The following is a 21,298-nucleotide window of genomic DNA, read 5'->3' as shown; positions in this document are numbered from 1 at the left end:
TGATGTCCTCGGGCGGGAAGCCGATGGTCATCAGCAGCTTGTAGGCGCGCTCGCAGATTTCGACCTTGCGGTCCTTGGTATCCGCCTGGCCGGTCTCGTCGAACGCCATGATGACCGCGGCGGCGCCATAGGCCATGCAGAGCTTGGCGTGGTGGAGGAAGGCCTCCTCGCCCTCCTTCATGCTGATCGAATTGACGATCGGCTTGCCGCTGACGCACTTCAGCCCCGCTTCGATCACCTCCCATTTGGAGCTGTCGATCATGACGGGGACGCGGCTGATGTCCGGTTCCGAGGTCATGAGCTTGAGGAAGGTCGTCATCGCCTCGACCGCGTCGAGCAGCCCCTCGTCCATGTTCACGTCGACGATCTGCGCGCCATTCTCCACCTGCTCGCGCGCGATATCGATCGCGGCGGCATAATCGCCCGCCATGATGAGCTTCTTGAACTTGGCCGAGCCGGTGACGTTGGTGCGCTCGCCGATATTGACGAAGGTGGCGCCAGTAAGTTCGGGGGATTGGGTGGTCTGGGTCATATCCCGATCTCTAATTCCGTTCGGGCTGAGCGAAGTCGAAGCCCCTGTCTGAGCGGAGGCGAAGACACCTCCCTGCGGTCGGTGGTGCCCTTCGACAAGCTCAGGGCGAACGGAGGGAGAAATGTCCCTCCCGCATTTCAGGCCGCGATGTGCATCGGCTCCAAACCAGCGAGCCGCGTCACGACCGGCAGTTCCGGCACCACGCGCGGCTTTTCGCCGGCCAGCGCCCGCGCCACCGCGCCGATATGCGCGGGAGTCGTGCCGCAGCAGCCGCCGACCATGTTGACCAGCCCCTCGTCCACCCAGTCGCGGATCAGCTTCGCGGTGGTTTCGGGCAGTTCGTCATATTGCCCCAGTTCATTGGGCAGGCCGGCATTGGGATAGGCGAGGATCAGCGTGTCGGCATTCTTCGCCAGTTCGCTCAGATAGGGCCGCAGCAGGTCCGCGCCGAACGCGCAATTCACCCCGATGGTGAGCGGCTTCAGATGACGCAGCGAATACCAGAAGGCGTTGATCGTGTGGCCCGACAGGTTGCGGCCCGACATGTCGGTGATGGTGAAGCTCAGCATCAGCGGCACCTCCCGCCCCGCTGCCGCCTCGGCCTCGCGCGCGGCCATGCCGGCAGCCTTGGCGTTGAGCGTATCGAAGCAGGTCTCCACCAGCAGGAAATCCGTGCCGCCCGCGATCAGCGCATCGCACTGCTCGCGATAGTCGGCCTTTAGCGTATCATAATCGACCTCACGATAGGCGGGGTCGTTCACGTCGGGCGAGATGCTGAGCGTCTTGTTGGTCGGCCCGATCGACCCGGCGACGAAGCGCGGCTTGCCGTCCTTCGCCGTCGCCTTCTCGCAAGCGGCGCGCGCCAGCTTCGCGGCGGCGACATTGATGTCCCATACCAGATGTTCGCAGCCATAATCGGCCATCGCGATTTTGGTGGAGGAGAAGGTGTTGGTCTCCACCATGTCCGCCCCCGCCTCCAGATAGGCGGCGTGGATGCCCTCCACGATGTCGGGGCGGGTGAGGCAGAGAAGGTCGTTATTGCCCTTCTGGTCCTTCGGCAGATCGAGATCGCCGCGATAATCGGCTTCGGTCAGGCCATGCTTCTGGATCGAGGTGCCATAGCCGCCGTCGAAGATCAGGATCTTCTCGGCGGCGAGCTGGCGGAATATCTGTTCGGCGGTCATCATGGACAAAACTCCGTTCGGGCTGAGCGAAGTCGAAGCCCTTGTCTGAGCGGAGGCGAAGACACCTCCCTTTGGTCGGTGAAGCCCTTCGACAGGCTCAGGGCGAACGGGAAAACAAAGGTCATGCCACCATCTCGGCTTCCACCTTCGCCCTCAGCCCCAGCAGATGGCAGATCGCATAGCTGAGTTCCGCCCGGTTGAGCGTGTAGAAGTGAAAGTCGCGCACCCCGCCCTCATAAAGCTTGCGGCACAGCTCCGCCGCGATCGTCGCGGACACGAGCTGGCGCGCGGCGGGCAGGTCGTCCAGCCTGTCGAACAGCCGGCCCATCCACTCGGGCACGGCCGTATTGCACATGGCCGACATACGCTGGACCGCGGCGAAATTGCTCACCGGCATGATGCCCGGCACGATGTCGGCGGTAATCCCCTGCCCCCGCGCGGTGTCGAGGAAGCGGAAATAGGTGTCGGGCTCGAAGAAGAATTGCGTGATCGCGCGGCTCGCGCCGGCGTCGAGCTTGCGCTTGAGGTTATCGAGGTCGCTCTGCGCGCTCGCCGCATCGGGATGGGTCTCGGGATAGGCCGACACGCTGATCTCGAAGGCATGGCGCTTCATCAGCCCCTCGACCAGCTCCGCCGCGCCCCTGTAGCCGTCCGGGTGCGGCTCGAAGCGGCCGCCCGCCTCGGGCGGATCGCCGCGCAGCGCGACGATATGGCGCACGCCGGCCTCCCAATAAGCATCGGCGATCTCGTCGATCTCGCTCCTGCTCGCCGCGACGCAGGTGAGGTGCGCGGCGGCGGCGAGCGGCGTTTCCCGCGCGATCCGGGCGACGGTATTGTGGGTGCGCTCGCGCGTCGATCCGCCCGCGCCATAGGTGACCGACACGAATTTGGGACCGAGCGGCGTCAGCGTCTCGATCGCCGACCAGAGCTGCGCCTCCATCTTCTCGGTCTTGGGCGGGAAGAATTCAAAGCTCACCTGAGCGTCGCCGGCCAAGTCCGCATAAAGGGGCTGGGTGGCTTCTTGCAGCGTCATGCGGATTTCCGTTCGTGAAGGGGCAGCACCTGCGCGCCCGTGCGCCGGCCGAGCCAGAGTTTGACGGTCAGCTGGTCGCCGGGCAGGCTTTCCACCCGGTCGAGCGCCAGGCCCGCATCGGCGAACCAGCCGGCGATCTGATCGTCGGTGAAGCCCAGGCGCGCATGCTGGTCGCGGCTGCGCAGTTCCTCGCGCTCATGCGCGGCGAAATCGGCGATCAGCAGCCGCCCCTCGCCGGTCAGCACCCGCGCCGCCTCCGCGATCGCCGCCTCGGGCGCCTGGGCATAATGCAGCACCTGATGCAGCAGCACCGTATCGACGCTGGCCGGCTCCAGCGGCAGATCGAGGAAATCGCCGAGCAGCAGCGCATATTTGTCGCCCGCATCCTGCGGCAGCTTGGCGCGGGCGAGGCGGAGCATGTCGGGGCTGCGGTCGAGCGCCGTTACCCGATGGGCGGCCTGCCCGAACAGCTCGATCATCCGCCCGGTGCCGGTGCCGATGTCGAGCAGATGGCCGATCGGCCGCGCTTCCAGCAGCGCGGTCATCGCCGCCTCCACCTCGGCTTCGGCGACATGAAGCGAGCGGATCGCGTCCCATTGCTCGGCATGTTCGGCGAAATAGGCTTCGGCCGCGCGCGCCCGGTCGGCGCGCACCGCGGCGAGACGGGCGAGGTCCGCCGCCTGCCACAGCTTCTCCCCCTCGGACGGGGCAAGCTGGTCGAACAAGGTCAGGAACGGCGCGACGGCGGGCGTGCGCGGCAGGCGAAGGAACACCCAATTGCCTTCCTTGCGCCGCTCGACCAGGCCCGCTTCGGCGAGGATGCGGACATGGCGCGACACGCGCGGCTGGCTTTGCCCGACCACCTGCGCAATCTCGCCCACGGCCAGTTCCATCGCGCGCAGCAGATGGACGATGCGCAACCGCGTCGGGTCTCCCAAGGCCCGGAACATGTCGAGTGCCGCGATCATGGGGTGAGCATATAAAGAAATCTTTATATACGTCAATGGGCGGCATCGTCTTGCCGCTTCACACAGGATAGCCGGTCTCCCGCCTTGACCGCGCATGAATGGGATTGCCTTGCCCTGCGCAAAGCATTACGAATCGATGCGCAGGCGCAATGGGGGGTGAGCTTTTCTCCGAGAGTTGTCTGCGGTTTTTTTATTCTCAGAGAGGGGTTGTTGCCCATGACCAAGTCGATTGCTCTTTCGCTCGTTCTCGCTGCTTCGCTCGGCCTGGCTGCCTGCACCGGCGGCACGGAAAACGCGGCCAACAACGCCGCCAACTCGGCGGAGAACGCGTCGAACGCGGCCGACAACGCCATGAACGCTGCGCTGAACGCCGCCGACAACGCCGCCAACGCTGCGTCGAACGCGACCAACAACGCCGCGAACGCGATGTAATCTTGCGTTTTCGGAAAAGGGGTCGCTCCGGCAAACGGCGCGGCCCCTTTTCTGTTTCTGGCGGTGCTTTCATCCGCCCCGCTTCAGGGCAAGGGCGACCGAACGCTCAGATCGTCGACCGGGTCGGCCGCACGATCAGCGTGCCCACATCCACATCCGCCGGCTGTTCCACCGCATAGGCGATGGCGCGGGCGATCGCGTCCGGGGTGAGCGCGATCGCGCGGAAATCGACCATCGCCTGCGCCGCGGCCGGATCGGTGATGGTGTCGGCCAGTTCGGACTCCACTACGCCGGGCGCGATGATGGTGACGCGGATGTCGTCATGCTCCATCCGCAACGCCTCGGAAATCGCGCGCACCGCATATTTGGTGGCGCTGTAGACGCCGCAGGTCGGCCAGACCGCATAGCCGCCGATCGAGGAGATATTGACGAACTGGCCGCTCCCCTGCGCCTTGAAGCGGGGCAGCGCCGCCGCGATGCCGTGCAGCACGCCGCGAATGTTGACGTCGATCATCCGGTCCCACTCATCGACTTTCAGGCTGTCGAAGCGCGACAGCGGCATCAGGCCGGCATTGTTCACCAGCACGTCGATGCGGCCATAGTCGGCCTGCGTCGCGGCGACGAACGCCTCGAAATCGGCCCGGTCGGTAACATCCAGCGCGCGGAAGGCGACCGATCCGCCCGCCGCGTTGAGTTCGTCCGCCAGCGCCGCCAGCCGGTCGGTGCGGCGCGCGCCGATCATCAGCTTCGCGCCCCGCGCCGCCAGCAGCCGCGCCGCGCCCTCGCCGATGCCGCTGCTGGCCCCGGTGATCGCGATGACCTTGTTTTCGATCGTCATTGTCTCGTCTCCATGTCCGGCGGATCGACCGTCGATCCGATGGGTGTTGAATGGCGCGGGAGAGGGATGATGCGGTAGAATGGTCGTCCGCAATGCTTGCACGATTTTCCAGATTAGCGGCATGGCGATGGAAAGGAGGGCCTGTCTGCGCTACGACAAGCATCGGAAGGACTATCGATGATCCATGATGCGCTTGCCGAACAGATTGCCCGATATGCCGAAGACGATGGGCTGATCGAAACCGCGATCCCGCGCCTTGCGCTTGTCCGCTGGTCGGGCGAGGGGGAGCCGATCCACATGGTTCAGCGCCCGGCGCTCTGCATCATCGCGCGCGGGGAGAAGCGGGTGCTGCTGGGCGACGCGGTGCTGACCTATGGCCCCGCCAGCTATCTTATCGCCTCGCTGGACCTGCCGATCACCGGCACGGTGACGCGGGCGAGCGTCGCCGAGCCCTATCTCTGCTTCTGCCTCTATCTCGATCCGGCGATATTGTCGGAGATCGCGCTTGCCTTGCCGCCTGTCGCGCCGGCGCAGGAGGGGGCAGCCATGTCGCTGCATCCGGTAACGCCCGAGATGCTCGACGCCGCGACGCGGCTCACCGCCCTGCTCGGCCAGCCGCACAGCGCGGCCCTGCTCGCGCCGCTGATGGAGCGCGAACTGCTGGTGCGGCTGATGACCGGGCCGAATGGCGCGGCGGTGCGCGCGATCGCCGCGAGCGAAAGCCGCACCGGCCAGATCGCGCGCGCCATCGCCTGGCTGAAGGCGCATTTTCGCGAGCCGTTCAGCGGGCGGATGCTGGCGGACTTGGCCGGCATGAGCGTGTCGAGCTTCCACGAGCATTTCCGCCGCGCGACGGCGATGACCCCGCTGCAATATCAAAAGCAGCTAAGGCTTCAGGAAGCGCGCAGCCTGATGCTCGCCGACCGGCTGGACGCGGCGGAGGCGGGCTTCCGCGTCGGCTATGACAGCCCCTCGCAATTCAGCCGCGAATATCGCCGCCTGTTCGGCGCGCCGCCGCAGCGCGACATGGGCCGGCTGCGCGCGATGCCGCAGGTGGCGATGGCGGTGTGAGAGGAGGGCGGCCCTTATCATCCTCCCCTTGCAGGGGAGGTGTCGCGCGCGGAGCGCGTGACGGAGGGGTGTCCAGCTATCGATAGCGGGACACCCCTCCGTCTGGCCTTCGGCCATCCACCTCCCCTTCGAGGGGAGGATGAAAGGGCAGTTCCCGCAAACCGAATCTCAGCAGCAGCGTGCGCTGGAAGAATTCGTGATTGTCGTCGGATATGATCCAGATCACCGGACGGCCGGCTTCGCGGGTGACGGCCATCCCCTCGAAGTTATCGGCCAGCAAGGGCGGCGCGAGGCGGGCGAGGGGCCGGGCTTTCAGCACCGTGTCCGCGTCGATCCGCGCGGGCAGGTCCACGATCGCGATCACGGCCGTGAACAGCTCCTGCAAGGTCAGCCTGCGATTGAGGACCAGCATGTGGCGCGCGTCCAGCATCACCGCGTCGGTCGGGCGATAGCCCTGCGGCGGGGCGTAGCGCAGATGAACGGGATCGGCGGTTGCCGTCTCCGCAGGATCGCCGTCCCACAGCAGCGCCTCATGCCGGCCGTCCGCCGTCATCCCCATTTCCCCGATCGCCAGAAAGCGGCCATCGGGCAGGCGGACCAGCGATTCGATCGATCCGGTTTCGGGCCAGGCGAACATCTCCGGCCAGGCGCGGCACGCCTCCACCCGCGCGAAGCCGGGGCCGTATCGGCACACCGCCTGCAACAGCTCGAACCCCACCCAGTAGCGGTCGGTCGCGGGATCATGGACCAGCGCCTCGCTGTCCCAGGACCACCAGGGCCGATGCCGGTCCTTCGCGCGAACCGGCAGGGGCGCGATGAACGGGCGCAGCCGCTCCGCCCCCGGCCCGATATGGAAGCCCATCAATATGCCGGAATCGCTCAAGCCCAGCATCTGTCCCGACGGGTCGGCGAGCAGCGAGGACAGGCCGCCGAAGCCGGGATTGTCGCTCTCCAGGCTCCAGCCGCCCAGATAGTCGAGCGCGCCCGCATAAGCGAGGCCGGGATCGAGGCTGCTGAGCGGCAACGCGCGCGCGCGCACCAGCAGCCGCCCCGCCTGCACGCTTTGCGGCTTGGACAGATGCGGAGCGGGCAACAGCAGGACGGCGAGCGCCAGGACGATCAGGATTCGCGGCATCGCGCTCGCCATAGGGCAATATCCGGCAGGACGCAGCAGGCGCGTGACGGGCCGCGCGCGCCTGAACGGCGGCTGTCACCGCCATTCAGGCTCGGCTCAAGGCGAATCGATCATAAGGGGATCAATCGATGGGCAATCCCGTTCTTTTCCAAGAGCGCCGCCCAAGAGGATGGCTTATGGAGGAGCAACGCCATGAAGATGAAGTTTCTTGTGAATATGGGCGCCGCGCTGGCAATGGGCGTTGCGTCCTTCGCCGCCACCACCGCGCCGGCGAGCGCGCAATATTATCGCGGCGGTTACGACCGTGGCGACTATTATCGTGGCGGGTATGACCGGGGCTATCGCGGCTATCGCGGTGATTATTATCGCGGTTATCGCGGCGACCGCTATTATCGCAACAACTATTATCGCGGCTATCGCGGTGGGTATCGGGGCGGCTATCGCTGCCGCGACAACGGCACCGGCGGCACGATCATCGGCGCGATCGCCGGCGGTCTGCTGGGTAACGAGATCGGCAAGGGTTCGGGCCGCTACGGCCGCCGCGGCGACGGCACCACCGGCGCCATCATCGGCGCGGGCGTGGGCGCTCTGGCCGGCCGCGCGATCGACCGCAACTGCTGAGCGGTTGGCCCGATCATGAAAGAAGGGCCGTCCCGATCCGGGGCGGCCCTTTTTCGTGTCACGGACGCACGGCATTGGCGGGCAGCCGGTCGCGATCGGCGCGCGCGGCCGCCTGCGCCGCCGGGTTGAGACCAGCCTCCCCGCTCTGCGCCGCGCCCGCCTGCGCATCGAGCCGCGCCGCCGCTTCGTTGAGCGCCTGCGCCTCGCTGGCGCTCACCCCACCCACGCCGTCGCCCTCGCCCGACCCGCAGGCGCTAAAGGAGAAGAGAGCGAGAAGAGCGAGCAACGGGCGGATCATGGAACGGCACATAGGCGTTTCGGGCAGACATCGTCCAGCCCTGCAAGGCAGGGGAATCGCGTATGGAATCTGCCCTTGGTGCGCAAAAGGATTTGGCCAAGTCTCCGTTCGCCCTGAGCCTGTCGAAGGGCCCTTTTTTCTTTGTTCCAAGTGTCTGCGCCAGGAAAAGGACGGTCCTTCGACAGGCTCAGGACGAACGGCATTTTCATATGCGATAGCCCTGCCCTGCAAGGGCGGGCAGCAGGCGCCCCACGCTCAATGCACGAAGCGCGCCACCACGTCGCGATAGGAACGGCTGACCTTCACCTGCGCGCCGCTTTCCAGCACCAGGAAACATTCGCCGTTGGTATGGGGCTTCACCTGCCGCACCTGGCTCAGATTGACGATGGTCGAGCGATGCACGCGCTGGAAATTGCGCGGGTCGAGCCGCTTTTCCAGATCCTTCATCGTCTCGCGCAGGATCAGGCTGTTGTCGGCGGTGTAGATGCACATATAGTCGCCCGCCGCATCGATCCGTTCGATCGAATCCACGTCCACGCGGAAAATCTGCCCGCGATCCTTGATGTTGATGAGCTTCTCGAAGCGGTTGGAGGCCGGCGCGTCGTCGTCGCTCGCGAAATCGCTCATCGCCTGCGGCGCGACCTCGGCCAGCACCTCGCGCAGCTTCTCCGCTTCCTGCACCTGCCGCTTGTCGTTCAGGCGCTGGCGCACCCGGTCGAGCGCGTCGGCAAGGCGCCCTTCCTCCACCGGCTTCATCAGATAATCGACCGCCTGCGCCTCGAACGCGCGGATCGCATAGTCGCTATAGGCGGTGCAGAAGATGAAGAGCGGCGGCTCCACCTCCATCAGCCCCTGGACGACGGAAAAGCCGTCGAAGCCGGGCATCTGAATGTCGAGGAACACAAGGTCGGGTTTATGCGTCTTGATGGCGCGGATCGCTTCGCGGCCGTTGGTGCAGGTTTCGACGATTTCGACATCCTCATGCGCTTGAAGACGGAGCTGAAGGCCTTGAATAGCCAGGCTTTCGTCGTCGACGAGGATCGTTCTGATGGTCATGCGGCCACTTTCGATGTTTCATCCATGTTAAGCGGAAATTCGATAATGACCGAAAATCCGCCCGGCGTGGAACGCGTTTCAAAGCTCTGTCGTTCCCCGAAGGCCTGAATTAACCTGTCGCGGATGTTTGGCAGGCCCACGCCCGTCCCTTCGCTCATGGGGATGTGCGGCTTCATTCCGCTTTCGTTCAATCCCGGCCCCGTGTCCGATACGACGATCCGCACATTATCCCCGGCAGGTTGCGCGCTGACGGTGATATCGGCCCCCTCTTCCTTGGGCGTCACCGCATATTTGATCGCATTTTCGACCAGCGGCTGGAGCAGCAGCGACGGGAGCCGCGCCTTCGCCACGGCCGGATCTATGCTGAAGCTGGGGCGCAGACGGTCCTCGAACCGCATCTTCTCGATCTCGAGATAGAGTTTCAGCGTCTCGATCTCCTGCTCGATCGTCACCTGCGCGGTCGGCTCGTTGATGAGCGTGTAGCGCAGGAAGGAGGACAGGCGCGAGAGCATCGCGTTCGCCCGGTCGGTCTGCTTCAAGAGCACCAGGGTCGAAATGCTGTTGAGCGTATTGAACAGGAAATGCGGATTGAGCTGGTAGCGCAGCATCGCGAGCTGCGCGTTGGCCGCCTGATTTTCCAGCCGCAGCAGCTGGTCCGCCTGCTCCTCAACCGTCAGGTAGAAGTTGATGGCGTAATAGAGTGCGGACCATGCCCCGATCAGCGTCATCGACAGGTAGAAGGCGCCCAGGAACAGTTGCAGCCCCGCCGTCACGCTGCCCCGGTTCTGGGTCGAGAATACCCAGGCGTCGATGAAGGCGACCAGCCCCGCCGCCATGACCACAGTCAGGATCGAAACGCCCCAGGTGACGATCGGCCGCTGCTTGAGCAGAAAGCGGAACACCACCGCGATCAGCAATGTCACCGAATAGCCGGTGACGGTCGAGATCAGCACCGGAATCAGGCTGGAGAAAGGCTGGCCGTTCGCCACGGTAGACGACCCGCGCAGCAGGAACGCCCCGGCCCATCCGACAGACTGAAGATTCCAGAAGGCGCGATTCTTGTCGGCGAAGAAAGGCTGCGGCTTGATGCGGGGCACGGACACGGACATTGCACCGGAGCCTAGCCGCCCCCGCGCCACATTGGAACCCGTTGGCGGACCTGATCCCGCTCACTCACCCTTGTTCCCCGGCTTGCGCCGGGGAACATCATGCTCCAATTTTCGGTCAGTGCCCGCCCCGCACCCTCACGCCGCCTGCGCCGGTTCCTGCGTCATCGGCGTCACTTCGTCCACGCACACCCAAACGAGATCGCTCAGCTCCAGCGCGCGCCCGTCATGCGCCTGGATCACGACGCCGCGGATCGGCTGGCGGTCGCGCGCGTCGCCCAGCACCTGGCAGGATGGGGGCGCGCAGCCCCATTTCTCGCCCCACTGGCGCAGCGCGATCATCGCGGGGGCAAGATCCTGCCCCTTTTCGGTCAGCCGATATTCGACCTTCCGCCGGTCGCACGTCATCGGCTGGCGCAGCATGATGCCGTTTTCCACCAGCCGCGCGAGCCGGTTGGCAAGGATGTTGCGCGCGATCCCCAGCGTCGATTGGAATTCCTCGAAATGGCGGATGCCCGACAGCGCGCCGCGCAGGATGAGGAAGGACCATCGCTCGCCCATCGCCTCCAGCGCGGCGGGGAGAGCGCATTGTTCCAGGTCCTGGGCCATATTATGTGTCATGACAGTCACGCATAGCGCAAGTTGGCGGCTGTTGCAAAAGTGCCGCCCTATCTGCGCAACATGGGATTTTTTTGTTGCACCGCAAGGGCGGTTCAACACAATCGGGAAACGATGCTACGCCAGTATGAACTTGTCGAGCGGGTGAAGCGCTACGATCCGGACGCGGACGAAGCGATGATAAACCGCGCCTATGTCTTTTCGGTCCAGAAGCATGGGAGCCAGAAGCGCGCCAGCGGCGACCCTTATTTCAGCCACCCGATCGAGGTGGCGGGCATATTGACCGACTTCAACCTCGACGACCAGACCATCGTCACCGCCCTTCTCCACGACACGATCGAGGACACGCTCGTCACCCATGAGGAGATAGAGGCCGCCTTCGGCCCCGATGTCGCCCGCATGGTCGATGGCGTGACAAAATTGTCGAAGATCGAGGCGATGTCCGAAAATGAGCGGGCGGCGGAAAATCTCCGCAAATTCCTGCTCGCCATGTCGGACGATATCCGCGTGCTGCTGGTCAAGCTCGCCGACCGGCTGCACAATATGCGCACGCTCCACTTCATCAAGAACCCCGACAAGCGCCGCCGCATCGCCCGCGAGACGATGGATATCTACGCGCCCTTGGCGGAGCGGATCGGCATGTACGACTTCATGCGCGAGATGCAGCTCCTCGCTTTCCGAGAGATCGAGCCCGAAGCCTATGACAGCATCACCCGCCGGCTGGAGCAGCTCAAGGAAGGCGGTCATGACAAGGTCGACCGGATCGGCGCGGAGCTGCACCTGCTGCTCGCCGGCAAGGGGCTGTCGGTCACCGTCTCGGGCCGCGAAAAGCATCCCTACAGCATCTGGAAGAAGATGCAGGAACGCCATATCAGCTTCGAGCAGCTGACCGACGTCATGGCCTTCCGCGTCATCACCGAGACGCCCGAGGATTGCTACCGCGCGCTCGGCATCATCCACCAGACCTTCAAGATGGTCCCCGGCCGCTTCAAGGATTATATCTCCACCCCCAAGCGCAACGGCTATCAGTCGCTCCACACCACCGTCATCCATCAGGACAATGCCCGGATCGAGGTGCAGATCCGCAGCCGGTCGATGCACAATGACGCCGAACTGGGCCTTGCCGCGCACTGGGCCTACAAGCAGCAGGGCGACGCCGCCGACCAGCACGCCGCCTGGCTGCGCGATCTCGTGGAAATCCTGGAGCAGAGCCAGGACGCCGACGAGCTGCTCGAACATACCCGCATGGCGATGTATCAGGACCGCATCTTCGCCTTCACCCCCAAGGGCGAGCTGCACCAGCTGCCCAAGGGCTCGACCCCGGTCGACTTCGCCTATGCCGTCCATACTTCGCTCGGCAACCAGACCGTCGGCGCGAAGGTCAACGGCCGCGTCGTGCCGCTGCGCACCTCCCTCGAAAATGGCGATCAGGTCGAAATCCTGAAGTCCGTGGGGCAGGAGCCGCAGCCCGGCTGGCTGACCTTCGCCATCACGGGCAAGGCGCGCGCCGCCATTCGCCGCTATATCCGCCAGAAGCAGCGCGGCGAGGAGATCAAGCTCGGCGAGAAACTCTATGAGGAGATCGTCGGCCGCTTCTCCCCCGACCTTGCCAAGGAACTGGGCGACAAGGCGCTGGCCGCGGCATTGAAGCGCCTGAAGCTGGACGATCGCGCGGCGCTGATGGTCGCCATCGCCACCCACCGCGTCCTCGACCATGAGGTGATGGAGGCGCTCGTCCCCGGCTCCACCACCGCCGAAGGCATGGAGGAAGCCCATCCGCGCCAGCACGAACCCGTCTCGATCCGCGGCCTCACCCCCGGCATCGCCTACAGCCTCGGCGACTGCTGCCACCCCGTCCCCGGCGACCGCATCGTCGGCGTGCGCCGCACCGGCGAGCCGATCGAGGTCCACACTATCGACTGCCGATCGCTAGAAGTGGAGCAGGACGACGACTGGGTCGACCTCGCCTGGGACGGCAAGTCCAAGGGCGGCACCGCCCGCCTCTCCGTCATCGTCAAGAACCAGCCCGGCGCGCTCGCCGCGGTCGCCAACGTCTTCGGCGCGACCAAGGCGAACATTCTGAACCTGCAACTGGTGAACCGCGAGGGGCCGTTCCACACCGACATCATCGACCTGGAGGTGGCCGACGCGCAGCATCTCAACCGGATCTTGTCGGCGCTAAGGGCGCTCGACATCGTGGTGCAGGCGGATCGGGTTTGAGGGGGATGTTGTCACCCGATCATCATCCAATGGTACCCACCAGAACTACAATCTTCATTAGTGCGAGTGCCGCCTCGGCCGACGGAAACGTCTAGCCTTGTCCATCTGCTCTTCCAAATACGACAGATTCAACTGTATCACAGAAGCCAAGTTGGCGTCGGGGTTCAAATTCGCTGCTTTTTGAAGCTGATCTTTTGCTTCTCTGGCATACTCATCAAACTGAGACCATGAACGTTCTCGCGTTGCGTTTGGCGTTCGGCTCCGCCGCGCTGTTGCGAGGCATTTATTTGCCATTCCGATTAACGCGTCGCCGCGAAGCTGATGAAATGAAGCGCTGTGTTGAACTTCGTTGTGATCCTTTTCATAGGTGTCGAGTAGTTGGATAGCGTTGCGGTGATCTCGGCTGCGTATCATAGCGACTACGATTCGGCGGAGTTCACGCTCTTCGAGACGCCCGATTGCTGCACGAGCCAATAAGCGGTTGGCTGTTGCTCGATGTTCGTCGGTCGTTTCAGCACCAGATACTAGGGCTTCGCTAAATTGCAGCAAAACCTCTCGTGGCAGTTGCGTCCATTCGTTACCCGAAGTACCCAGCCACTTGACCAAAGGCGCGGGGTCACGCAGCAATGTCAGCACCTCGGCAAACAGTTGTAACGCACGCACATTTGTGGGATCGCGGTCAAGAACTTTGACTACAGAACGTTGCGCCTCTTCCCAGTCGCCGAGGGCTAAATCTTGCTCAACAGACCGTAGCTCCCGCATCATAGCATACCTAGGATGGGCAGGAAGAACACAAAGAACCCGTGCTTCATCGACGTCGAATACGGGAGGCGGGCATCCCTCCTCTCGCATGGTCCTGAGGATAGTCGGAATACCTTGACCTTCTGCCTGAGCAATCTGAAGTCGATTAAAAAACCATGCCAATGTTTGATTGCGCCACCTTGGGGCCGCTTCGCCAGTGCGAAACTTCTCGAGTGCAACGCCCAGAGGCAGCGATCCTGGTGACAAGACCTCGATTCTATCCTCGAAAACCGTTACCCTTGTAGGGTCGGTTTGTTCATAATCACGATGGGCCAGCGCATTTCCCATAGCTTCATACAGCGCTCTCCTCGGATACTTTACCGAGTTCGGGGTAGCTCTATCAGACTTGTCAAATGTCGTAAAAGATTGGACATCAAGTAACTCGTTCAACCGGCGCGATTGCTCAATAATTGTTCCCGCCAGCTCATGTCTTTCGGCATGCACGTCAGAACGATCTCGGCCTGGATAGATCGAAAAAAGACTAACCATTCCCGGAATAAAGCGCTGTGGATCACGACCAAACAACAAAATGGCAAAATTTCTCGGCCGGAGGATATTGGTCATGGGTTCGCGGCCACAAAGCGGAGGGACCATCGCACTGAGTTGGGCGTCATCGGAGAGATATGCCTCAACGCCACGGTCAGCCGAGAAAACGCGCATTCGCTGCAAAGCGTCGCGTATAGCTAAAAGATCTAAGTCATTTATGGTCGCTCCAGTACAAAGCCGCCGATCCCACGGCTGCTGGGCACCTTTACGAACTAGTAGCTCACGGAGAGTACCATTCCGAGCTTCTCTCGTCTCGCGTCCAACTCGGACCCAATGTTTGGAACCATCATCTCCGATGCGGACGCTATGCGCGTGGCCGGTAGAGGGCTGGATGAATATCAGCAGCCGAGTTGCAGGATTTTCGGCTGGCATCTCGTGCACTAATGGCGTAATTGGAGGTGAGACCCTATCTCGACATCGTTGGAGTACTTGCCCCTCAATTTCTTTCAAACGATTGGCTGTCAATCCCGTTTGGACTAGTTTTGGGAAACCGTGCTCATCCTTCACCTCTTGGGCTCCGCAAACCACATATCCTCCGCCTAAGTTTGCCAAATCATTCGCGAAAGCAGATAGTGTCTGAACAACATTATCGACATCTGCGACATTCTGCTTCCACTCGATCTGCTCAGACTCGCGGATTGCAAGTTGTTCAAGGTCGATAGAGAGATCGGCGGCATACACTGCGCGGTGAGATTCGGTTTCGCTCGACATGGGCCCACTTTAGATCGCTAGGGTACGCAAGGCTACCCTACCGTGTCACGATAAAACGGACTTCCCACCGTGAAGCGGAAGCTAGAGTGCTGCTAGCCATTGCCCTTCCCTAATAGGAAATTCTCTGCTCCATCCTGACCGATGGACCGCGCCGCCCCTTCTCCCCACCCCCTTCCTCTCCCAACCACAGCCGCGCCACCGTTACCCGACAGGCGCGCGGGCGTGACCCAACCGTGACCCAATCGACACCCAACCATGACCCAACAGGCGCGTCGGCGGCGCGTCGCAGGCGCGCGACCTCCGATTTTTCCACATTTCCCGTCGAACAACCCCGACAACGGTGTGAACTTCAGTGGAGCCACCGCACCCCCGCCCCGCCCCACTTTCCGCGTGACATCCCCCGCCTTTTCGCCTATGCGCGCCCCCAGCAGACCGGCGGCCTTGCGCCTCCGGTCTTCCGTCCGAGACAGTTGGTGAAGGGAATTTGCCCTTCTTAATCTCCAGCCTAGACGGGGAAAAGCTCTTTGCCGGACGGGCGGACACGCCCGATTCGGCGTCCGCCTGTTTCCTTGTGTGATCCAGGCCGGTCGATCTCTCCCCTTCGGACCTTAACACCCCGTGCCTTCCGGCGCGGGTTTGAAGCCGTCTGCGGGTCCGCCCGCGGACATGAAGTGGAGTAATGGCATGGATCGTAATCAGAAAGCTGAGGTCGTTTCCGCGCTGAACGCAGAGCTGGCACAGGTTGGCGTGGTCGTCGTGACCCGCAACCTTGGCATGACCGTCGCCCAGTCGACCGTCCTGCGCCAGAAGATGCGCGAAGCCGGCGCGTCCTACAAGGTTACGAAGAACCGCCTCGCCCGCATCGCCCTGGATGGCACCGCCTACACTGGCCTCAGCGACCTGCTGACCGGCCCGGTCGGCCTCGCCACCTCGGCCGATCCGGTCGCCGCCGCCAAGGTTGCGATCGATTTCGCCAAGACCAACGATCGTCTCGAGATCGTCGGCGGCGCGATGGGCGAAGTGCTGCTCGATGCGGAGGGCGTGAAGGCCCTGGCGTCGATGCCGTCGCTGGATGAACTGCGCGCCAAGCTGGTCGGCCTTATCGTCGCCCCGGCTACCAGGCTCGCAACCGTCACCCAGGCACCGGCGGCGCAGCTCGCGCGCGTCTTCAACGCCTATGCGGAGAAGGAAGCGGCCTGATCGCCGCAACCCTCCGGTTTTTGACCCAATCTGACGGGGCATGTGCCCCATATTCAAGGAAATAGACAAATGGCAGACATCAACGCTCTGGTCGACCAGCTCTCGGCCCTCACCGTCCTCGAAGCCGCTGAGCTGTCCAAGGCTCTGGAAGAAAAGTGGGGCGTTTCGGCCGCCGCTGCGGTCGCCGTTGCCGGCCCGGCCGCCGGTGGCGCCGCCGCTGCGCCGGCTGCTGAAGAGCAGACGGAATTCGACGTGATCCTCACCGGCGACGGTGGCAAGAAGATCAACGTCATCAAGGAAGTCCGCGCCATCACCGGCCTCGGCCTCACCGAAGCCAAGTCGCTGGTCGAAGGCGCGCCCAAGGCCGTCAAGGAAGGCGTCAGCAAGGACGAGGCCGAGAAGGTCAAGAAGCAGCTGGAAGAAGCCGGCGCGACCGTCGAGCTCAAGTAATCGCTTTTCCGGTCCGCCGGAGAGACATGGAAGGCGGCTCCCACCGGGGGCCGCCTTTTCCGCTTCCTGGAGCATCGCACCTTATAGATCAACCGTTCGCCCTGAGCCTGTCGAAGGGCCGCCCTTTCTGCTGACGAAGGGCAAGGCTTCGACAGGCTCAGCCCGAACGGGGGTGGCTGTGATCCCGGTTGAGGGCGCATCGCTTGAGGGATCAAAGGGCTACGATCAGCGCCGCTCCCGCCAGCGTCATCATCGCCATCGGCGTTGCGAGGATCCAGGGCGCGGGCCGCCATCGCCGCTCCGCCGCCGTCATCCCCGCCGCCAGCCCCAGCGCGACGCCCGGCCAGAGGACATGATAATAGCGCGCCTGCGCAATGGTGAGATCGCCCAGCGCCACGAAACTCCGCCACCCGAAGATCAGGTGGACGGCAAGCAGCACCCCGATCCCGAACCCGTAAGCCAGCACCGGCAGCCTCACCACCCGCGCCCGCGCGCCCAGCACCGCCGTTCCCGCCATCAGCGCCAGCAGGCCAACCACCACCCAGAGCGGAAACGCCCCCTCCGCCGCTGGCCATTTATGCGCCAGCATGCGGAAGAAATGCGCGGCAAAGCCCGGAAAATCGAGCGCCGCCCGCTCGCCCGGCGGCACATACCAGGTCGCCGCATGAACCCACACGACCTGCCCCGTCCGCGCCAGCGTGACGAGATAAGGCGCCGCCCCGATCACCACGCCCGCGCCCGCGCACCGGATCAGCGGATCGCCCCAGCGCACCTCCCCCCGCATCAGCCGCAGCGCCAGCCAGCAGCCCACGACTGCGCTCAATGCCACGAAGGCCGTGAGCTTGGTCCAGCCGGCCACCGCGAGTCCCGCCAGCAGCCACCACACCGCCCCCGGCATCCCCATCACGCCCGCGAACAGGCCCGCCGCCGCCAGCATCGCCAGATTGTCATTGTTGATCGCTCCGCCGACCACCGCCGCCTTGGGGAAGGCCGCCGCCGCGAAGGCGAACCAGACCGGCGACACCGCATCCGCCCCGAACCGTCGCCGCACCGCCACCAGCATCAGCAGCAGCGCCCCCACGGCCATTGCCATATTGACCAGGCGAAACAGCAGCGGATCGGCGCTCAGCGCGAAAAGCGGCGCGAGCAGCAGATAATAGAGCGCGGGATGGTTGATATAGTTGGGCTCAGCCGACCAGCGCGACAGGTCCGCGACATCGAGCATCCGGTACACGCTCCAGTCAGGGAACAGCGCGGGCGCGTCATACTGCGCGCGGATCATCGAAAAATGCCCCAGCTCGTCGATCCAGTTGGGAAAGGGCACGGCGAGCGCGACGCCGATCAGCATCGTGGCATAAATGCCGACGATCGCCCACGCCCCGGCGGGCAGGTCGATCCGCCAGGCGCCCGGCAGACGGCGCATCGGCGGGACAAGGGCAACGGTCTCCATCCCGCGCTTATCGCTCACATCCCTTGATATCCCGTTGCCGGACCATCGGGTAAGCCGATAGTCGTAGAGCCGTTGCGTTCGACCGCCCAAGCGCCTCTAAAGACGCAAAGATCGAATGTCGGAGACCCGATCATGTCCTCCACAAAAACCGCCCTCCTCGCCCTTCTGACTCTCGGCGCACCCCCCGCCCTGGCGCAAACGCCCGCCACCCCCCTCGTCGTCACCACCGATCGCGGCGCGGTGCGCGGCGTAGCGGCGGATGGCGTCGAAAGCTGGAAGGGCATTCCCTTCGCCGCGCCCCCGGCCGGAGGTCTGCGCTGGCGGATGCCGCAGCCGGCGCAAGCATGGGACGGGGTGCGAGACGCGGCCGCCTATCGCAACGACTGTATGCAGCTTCCCTTCCCCAGCGACGCCGCGCCGCTCGGCACCCCGCCGTCGGAGGATTGCCTGTATCTCAACATCTGGAAACCCGTCGGCGCGACCGCCAAGCTGCCCGTGATGGTCTGGATCTATGGCGGCGGCTTCGTCAACGGCGGCGCCTCGCCCCCGACCTATTCGGGCGCGCCGCTGGCGAAGCAGGGGATCATGGTGGTCAGCTTCAACTATCGGCTCGGCCGCTTCGGCACCTTCGCCCATCCCGCGCTCACAGCGGCGGACGAGGACAAGGGGCTCACCGGCAATTATGGCCTCATGGATCAGGTCGCGGCGCTCCAGTGGGTGAAGCGCAACATCGCCCGCTTCGGCGGCGATCCGGCGCAGGTGACGATCATCGGCGAAAGCGCGGGCGGCATGTCGGTCCATGCGCTGCTCGCCTCCCCGCTGGCGCAGGGCCTCTTCGCCCGCGCCGTCATCCTGTCGGGCGGCGACGGATCGCTGCGCGGCGATTCCGGCCATGCGGCGGCGGAAAAGGCGGGGCAGGCCTTCGCCACGGGCAAGGGCGTGCCCGCCGACAGTCCCGACGCCCTCGCCCGCCTGCGCGCCCTGCCCGGCGAACAGGTGATCGACAATCTGAACCTCGCTACCCTGTCGCAGCCGCGCGCCGACTATGTCGGCCCTTATGCCGACGGGAAGATCGCGGTGTCGCCGACCGCCGCCTATGCCGCCGGCCGCTTCGCCAAAGTGCCGGTGATGGTCGGCGCGACCAGCGCCGATATCGGCGGCCCGACCGGTGTCATGATCGCCGGCGCGCGGCAGGTGGCCGGCACGCTCGCCGCGAAGAAACTGCCCGTCTACGCCTATTATTTCGACTATGTGGCGCAAAGCATCGGCCGGCCCGGCGCGCAGCACGCCAGCGACATCCCCTATTTCTTCGACACCCAGCATGTGAAATATGGCGACGCCACCACCGCGCGCGATGACGCCATGGGGCGCACGATCAGCGCCTATCTCGTGAATTTCGTGAAGTCCGGCGATCCCAACGGGTCGGGCCTGCCCGCCTGGCCGCGCTTCGGCAGGGCGGGCGACGCGGTGATGATCTTCGACCCCGCCGGCAAGGCGATCGCCGCGCCCCATCCTTGATGGTTGGCGGGGCGAGCGGCACGAGCTAAGCCTGATCGCCCATGCCCGCCGCCTTCGCCCTTGTCCGCTGCCTTGCGCTTGGCGCCGCCCTGGCGCTCGCCGCCTGCTCGGACGAAGGGCGCGGCCCCGTGGTCGTCAGCGTCATCGGCGACCGCGACGATTTCGCCAAGCCCCTCCCCAACCTCCCCGATCCCGGCGCGAAGCTGATCCTGGAGGCGACGGCGCAGGGGCTGGTCGCGTTCGACGCCAGCGGCGAAATCTTGCCCGCGCTCGCCCAGCGCTGGATCGTGCAGGATGACGGGCGCAGCTACATCTTTCGCCTGCGCCGCGCCTTCTGGGCCGATGGATCGCGCGTTACCGCGCCCGATGTCGCGCGGATGCTGATGGCGCGGATCGAGATGCTGCGAAAGCTCGATCCCAACGGTCCGCTCGACGCGGTGCAGGCGGTGGTGCCGATGACCGGCGAGGTGATCGAGCTGCGCCTTGTCGCGCCCCGGCCCTTCGTGCTCCAGATGCTGGCCCAGCCGCAGATGGCGATCCTCTCGCGCGATGGCGGCACCGGCCCCTATCGCGTCGCGCCGCAGGGCAAGGCGCTGTTCCTCACCCCCATCGACCGCACCGGCCTGGAGGAGGACGAGCCGATCCCGCCCTGGCAGACCCGCGTGCTGCGCGCCGAACGCGCCGCGCTCGCCATCGTCCGCTTCCGCGACGGCGACGCCGCGCTGGTGCTGGGCGGCCGCTATTCGGACCTGCCGCTGCTCGTGCCCGCCGGCATCGATCGCAAGGATGTGCGGGTCGATCCGGTGCAGGGGCTGCTCGGCCTCGCGGTCGTCGGGACAGGCACGCTGATCGACGATGACGGCATCCGCGCCGCGATCAACATGGCGATCGACCGCAACCAGCTGTCCGCCGTCTTCCCGCTGGGCGGCTGGGCGACCAGCCAGCGCATCCTGCCCGACCAGATGGACCTGCCGCGCCCGCCCACCGATCCCGATTGGGCCGCGCTTCCGCTCGACCAGCGCCGCGCGCTCGGGGCGGCCAGCGTGCGCCGCTGGCGCGCCGACAATGGCGATCCGCCGCCGATCCGCATCGCCCTGCCCAAGGGGCCGGGATCGACCCTGCTCTATGCGCTGCTGGCGCGGGACCTGGCGGCGATCGGCCTGGCTACGCGGCGGGTCGATCGCCGCGCCGACGCCGACCTGCGGCTCGTCGATGAAGTCGCCGCCTATGACAGCGCGATCTGGTATCTGGGCCGCGTCGGCTGCGCCCGCAAAGTCCATTGCAGCGAACTTGCGGACGCGCAGTTGCAGGCGGCAAGCCTCGCCAGCACGATCGAGGAACGCGCTGCCCGCATGGCCGAGGCCGAAGCGCTGATGGTCGCGCATAATGGCTATATTGCGCTTGGCGCGCCGGTGCGCTGGTCGCTCGTGTCCCGCCGCCTCAGCGGCTTCCAGCCCTCGCCCCGCGCGCGCCACCCATTGAACCACCTCTTCCGCAGCACCAATTAGGG

20 protein-coding genes are annotated in these 21,298 nt (G+C 64.9%); 8 read left to right on the top strand and 12 right to left on the bottom strand.

Annotation, left to right across the window (positions count from 1 at the left end; all coding sequences use genetic code 11):
• From V2B31_RS19190 to V2B31_RS19175, 4 genes are all read right to left on the bottom strand, one after another.
• The coding region (locus V2B31_RS19190; RefSeq protein ID WP_328281684.1) for a dihydropteroate synthase at positions 1–532 on the bottom strand (532 nt) is incomplete at its 3' end.
• Between the two features lie 137 nt (positions 533–669).
• Positions 670–1,716 carry a homocysteine S-methyltransferase family protein gene (locus tag V2B31_RS19185; RefSeq protein ID WP_328281694.1) on the bottom strand — a complete coding sequence of 349 codons (1,047 nt, stop codon included), beginning with the start codon at positions 1,714–1,716 and terminating at the stop codon, positions 670–672.
• A gap of 121 nt (positions 1,717–1,837) precedes the next feature.
• The gene (gene metF / locus V2B31_RS19180; protein ID WP_328281682.1) at positions 1,838–2,749 is read right to left on the bottom strand and encodes a methylenetetrahydrofolate reductase [NAD(P)H]; all 912 of its coding nucleotides are present in this window, start codon (positions 2,747–2,749) and stop codon (positions 1,838–1,840) included.
• Positions 2,746–3,717: an ArsR/SmtB family transcription factor gene (locus V2B31_RS19175; protein ID WP_328281680.1), complete on the bottom strand. Its 972-nt coding sequence runs from the start codon at positions 3,715–3,717 to the stop codon at positions 2,746–2,748. Before V2B31_RS19175 ends, metF begins: the two co-directional genes overlap by 4 nt.
• Positions 3,718–3,933: 216 nt before the next feature.
• Between V2B31_RS19175 and V2B31_RS19170 the strand changes: the two genes are divergently transcribed.
• Positions 3,934–4,149 carry a circumsporozoite protein gene (locus V2B31_RS19170; RefSeq protein WP_328281693.1) on the top strand — a complete coding sequence of 72 codons (216 nt, stop codon included), beginning with the start codon at positions 3,934–3,936 and terminating at the stop codon, positions 4,147–4,149.
• A gap of 106 nt (positions 4,150–4,255) precedes the next feature.
• On the opposite strand, the gene V2B31_RS19165 is transcribed toward V2B31_RS19170, so the two are convergent.
• Positions 4,256–4,987: an SDR family oxidoreductase gene (locus tag V2B31_RS19165; RefSeq protein WP_328281678.1), complete on the bottom strand. Its 732-nt coding sequence runs from the start codon at positions 4,985–4,987 to the stop codon at positions 4,256–4,258.
• A gap of 177 nt (positions 4,988–5,164) precedes the next feature.
• On the opposite strand from V2B31_RS19165, the gene V2B31_RS19160 reads away from it, so the two are divergent.
• Positions 5,165–6,058: an AraC family transcriptional regulator gene (locus tag V2B31_RS19160; protein WP_328281676.1), complete on the top strand. Its 894-nt coding sequence runs from the start codon at positions 5,165–5,167 to the stop codon at positions 6,056–6,058.
• 76 nt (positions 6,059–6,134) lie between these two features.
• On the opposite strand, the gene V2B31_RS19155 is transcribed toward V2B31_RS19160, so the two are convergent.
• Positions 6,135–7,193 (bottom strand): esterase-like activity of phytase family protein, encoded by a 1,059-nt coding sequence (locus V2B31_RS19155; RefSeq protein WP_328281674.1) that lies wholly within the window; start codon positions 7,191–7,193, stop codon positions 6,135–6,137.
• Between the two features lie 192 nt (positions 7,194–7,385).
• On the opposite strand from V2B31_RS19155, the gene V2B31_RS19150 reads away from it, so the two are divergent.
• Positions 7,386–7,814 (top strand): glycine zipper 2TM domain-containing protein, encoded by a 429-nt coding sequence (locus V2B31_RS19150; RefSeq protein ID WP_328281672.1) that lies wholly within the window; start codon positions 7,386–7,388, stop codon positions 7,812–7,814.
• A gap of 58 nt (positions 7,815–7,872) precedes the next feature.
• On the opposite strand, the gene V2B31_RS19145 is transcribed toward V2B31_RS19150, so the two are convergent.
• From V2B31_RS19145 to V2B31_RS19130, 4 genes are all read right to left on the bottom strand, one after another.
• The gene (locus V2B31_RS19145; protein WP_328281671.1) at positions 7,873–8,112 is read right to left on the bottom strand and encodes a hypothetical protein; all 240 of its coding nucleotides are present in this window, start codon (positions 8,110–8,112) and stop codon (positions 7,873–7,875) included.
• A gap of 255 nt (positions 8,113–8,367) precedes the next feature.
• Positions 8,368–9,168, bottom strand: coding sequence for a LytR/AlgR family response regulator transcription factor (locus V2B31_RS19140; protein WP_328281667.1), 801 nt, complete (start codon positions 9,166–9,168; stop codon positions 8,368–8,370).
• The gene (locus tag V2B31_RS19135; RefSeq protein WP_328281691.1) at positions 9,165–10,271 is read right to left on the bottom strand and encodes a sensor histidine kinase; all 1,107 of its coding nucleotides are present in this window, start codon (positions 10,269–10,271) and stop codon (positions 9,165–9,167) included. The genes V2B31_RS19140 and V2B31_RS19135 overlap by 4 nt, the downstream gene beginning before the upstream one ends.
• A 141-nt stretch (positions 10,272–10,412) precedes the next feature.
• Entirely contained in the window at positions 10,413–10,895 is a 483-nt protein-coding gene (locus tag V2B31_RS19130; protein WP_328281665.1) for a winged helix-turn-helix transcriptional regulator, read from the bottom strand.
• A 111-nt stretch (positions 10,896–11,006) separates the two neighbouring features.
• Here V2B31_RS19130 and V2B31_RS19125 point away from each other — a divergent pair, with 111 nt between their 5' ends.
• Positions 11,007–13,112, top strand: coding sequence for a RelA/SpoT family protein (locus V2B31_RS19125; RefSeq protein ID WP_328281663.1), 2,106 nt, complete (start codon positions 11,007–11,009; stop codon positions 13,110–13,112).
• 57 nt (positions 13,113–13,169) lie between these two features.
• Here V2B31_RS19125 and V2B31_RS19120 read toward each other — a convergent pair whose 3' ends face one another.
• A complete protein-coding gene (locus V2B31_RS19120) occupies positions 13,170–15,170 on the bottom strand; it encodes an ATP-binding protein (RefSeq protein ID WP_328281659.1) in 2,001 nt (666 codons plus the stop codon).
• Between the two features lie 684 nt (positions 15,171–15,854).
• On the opposite strand from V2B31_RS19120, the gene rplJ reads away from it, so the two are divergent.
• Positions 15,855–16,370, top strand: coding sequence for a 50S ribosomal protein L10 (gene rplJ, locus V2B31_RS19115; RefSeq protein ID WP_328281655.1), 516 nt, complete (start codon positions 15,855–15,857; stop codon positions 16,368–16,370).
• A gap of 69 nt (positions 16,371–16,439) precedes the next feature.
• Positions 16,440–16,820, top strand: coding sequence for a 50S ribosomal protein L7/L12 (gene rplL / locus V2B31_RS19110; protein ID WP_328281653.1), 381 nt, complete (start codon positions 16,440–16,442; stop codon positions 16,818–16,820).
• 211 nt (positions 16,821–17,031) lie between these two features.
• Here rplL and V2B31_RS19105 read toward each other — a convergent pair whose 3' ends face one another.
• The gene (locus tag V2B31_RS19105) at positions 17,032–18,288 is read right to left on the bottom strand and encodes a hypothetical protein (protein WP_328281651.1); all 1,257 of its coding nucleotides are present in this window, start codon (positions 18,286–18,288) and stop codon (positions 17,032–17,034) included.
• A gap of 114 nt (positions 18,289–18,402) precedes the next feature.
• Here V2B31_RS19105 and V2B31_RS19100 point away from each other — a divergent pair, with 114 nt between their 5' ends.
• Together V2B31_RS19100 and V2B31_RS19095 are read left to right on the top strand one after the other, a co-directional pair.
• Positions 18,403–19,788 carry a carboxylesterase/lipase family protein gene (locus V2B31_RS19100; protein WP_328281649.1) on the top strand — a complete coding sequence of 462 codons (1,386 nt, stop codon included), beginning with the start codon at positions 18,403–18,405 and terminating at the stop codon, positions 19,786–19,788.
• A 41-nt stretch (positions 19,789–19,829) separates the two neighbouring features.
• Complete coding sequence (locus tag V2B31_RS19095) at positions 19,830–21,296, top strand: ABC transporter substrate-binding protein (RefSeq protein ID WP_328281647.1); 1,467 nt, start codon at positions 19,830–19,832, stop codon at positions 21,294–21,296.
• The last annotated feature ends 2 nt before the right edge of the window (positions 21,297–21,298 follow it).

Source organism: Sphingobium sp., from assembly GCF_036170395.1.
Lineage (GTDB): Bacteria > Pseudomonadota > Alphaproteobacteria > Sphingomonadales > Sphingomonadaceae > Sphingobium.
Note: the sequence above shows the minus strand (reverse complement) of the source record. Positions and strands in the feature narration are given on the sequence as shown.

Bases quoted from the DNA above. Each gene is read 5' to 3' on its own strand.
- V2B31_RS19150 (WP_328281672.1), top strand. From the start codon at position 7,386: ATGAAGATGAAGTTTCTTGTGAATATGGGCGCCGCGCTGGCAATGGGC.
- V2B31_RS19175 (WP_328281680.1), bottom strand. From the start codon at position 3,717: ATGATCGCGGCACTCGACATGTTCCGGGCCTTGGGAGACCCGACGCGG.
- V2B31_RS19125 (WP_328281663.1), top strand. From the start codon at position 11,007: ATGCTACGCCAGTATGAACTTGTCGAGCGGGTGAAGCGCTACGATCCG.
- V2B31_RS19120 (WP_328281659.1), bottom strand. From the start codon at position 15,170: ATGTCGAGCGAAACCGAATCTCACCGCGCAGTGTATGCCGCCGATCTC.
- V2B31_RS19155 (WP_328281674.1), bottom strand. From the start codon at position 7,193: ATGCCGCGAATCCTGATCGTCCTGGCGCTCGCCGTCCTGCTGTTGCCC.
- V2B31_RS19140 (WP_328281667.1), bottom strand. From the start codon at position 9,168: ATGACCATCAGAACGATCCTCGTCGACGACGAAAGCCTGGCTATTCAA.
- V2B31_RS19170 (WP_328281693.1), top strand. From the start codon at position 3,934: ATGACCAAGTCGATTGCTCTTTCGCTCGTTCTCGCTGCTTCGCTCGGC.
- metF (WP_328281682.1), bottom strand. From the start codon at position 2,749: ATGACGCTGCAAGAAGCCACCCAGCCCCTTTATGCGGACTTGGCCGGC.
- V2B31_RS19160 (WP_328281676.1), top strand. From the start codon at position 5,165: ATGATCCATGATGCGCTTGCCGAACAGATTGCCCGATATGCCGAAGAC.
- V2B31_RS19100 (WP_328281649.1), top strand. From the start codon at position 18,403: ATGTCCTCCACAAAAACCGCCCTCCTCGCCCTTCTGACTCTCGGCGCA.
- V2B31_RS19165 (WP_328281678.1), bottom strand. From the start codon at position 4,987: ATGACGATCGAAAACAAGGTCATCGCGATCACCGGGGCCAGCAGCGGC.
- rplL (WP_328281653.1), top strand. From the start codon at position 16,440: ATGGCAGACATCAACGCTCTGGTCGACCAGCTCTCGGCCCTCACCGTC.
- V2B31_RS19095 (WP_328281647.1), top strand. From the start codon at position 19,830: ATGCCCGCCGCCTTCGCCCTTGTCCGCTGCCTTGCGCTTGGCGCCGCC.
- V2B31_RS19130 (WP_328281665.1), bottom strand. From the start codon at position 10,895: ATGACACATAATATGGCCCAGGACCTGGAACAATGCGCTCTCCCCGCC.
- V2B31_RS19185 (WP_328281694.1), bottom strand. From the start codon at position 1,716: ATGACCGCCGAACAGATATTCCGCCAGCTCGCCGCCGAGAAGATCCTG.
- rplJ (WP_328281655.1), top strand. From the start codon at position 15,855: ATGGATCGTAATCAGAAAGCTGAGGTCGTTTCCGCGCTGAACGCAGAG.
- V2B31_RS19145 (WP_328281671.1), bottom strand. From the start codon at position 8,112: ATGATCCGCCCGTTGCTCGCTCTTCTCGCTCTCTTCTCCTTTAGCGCC.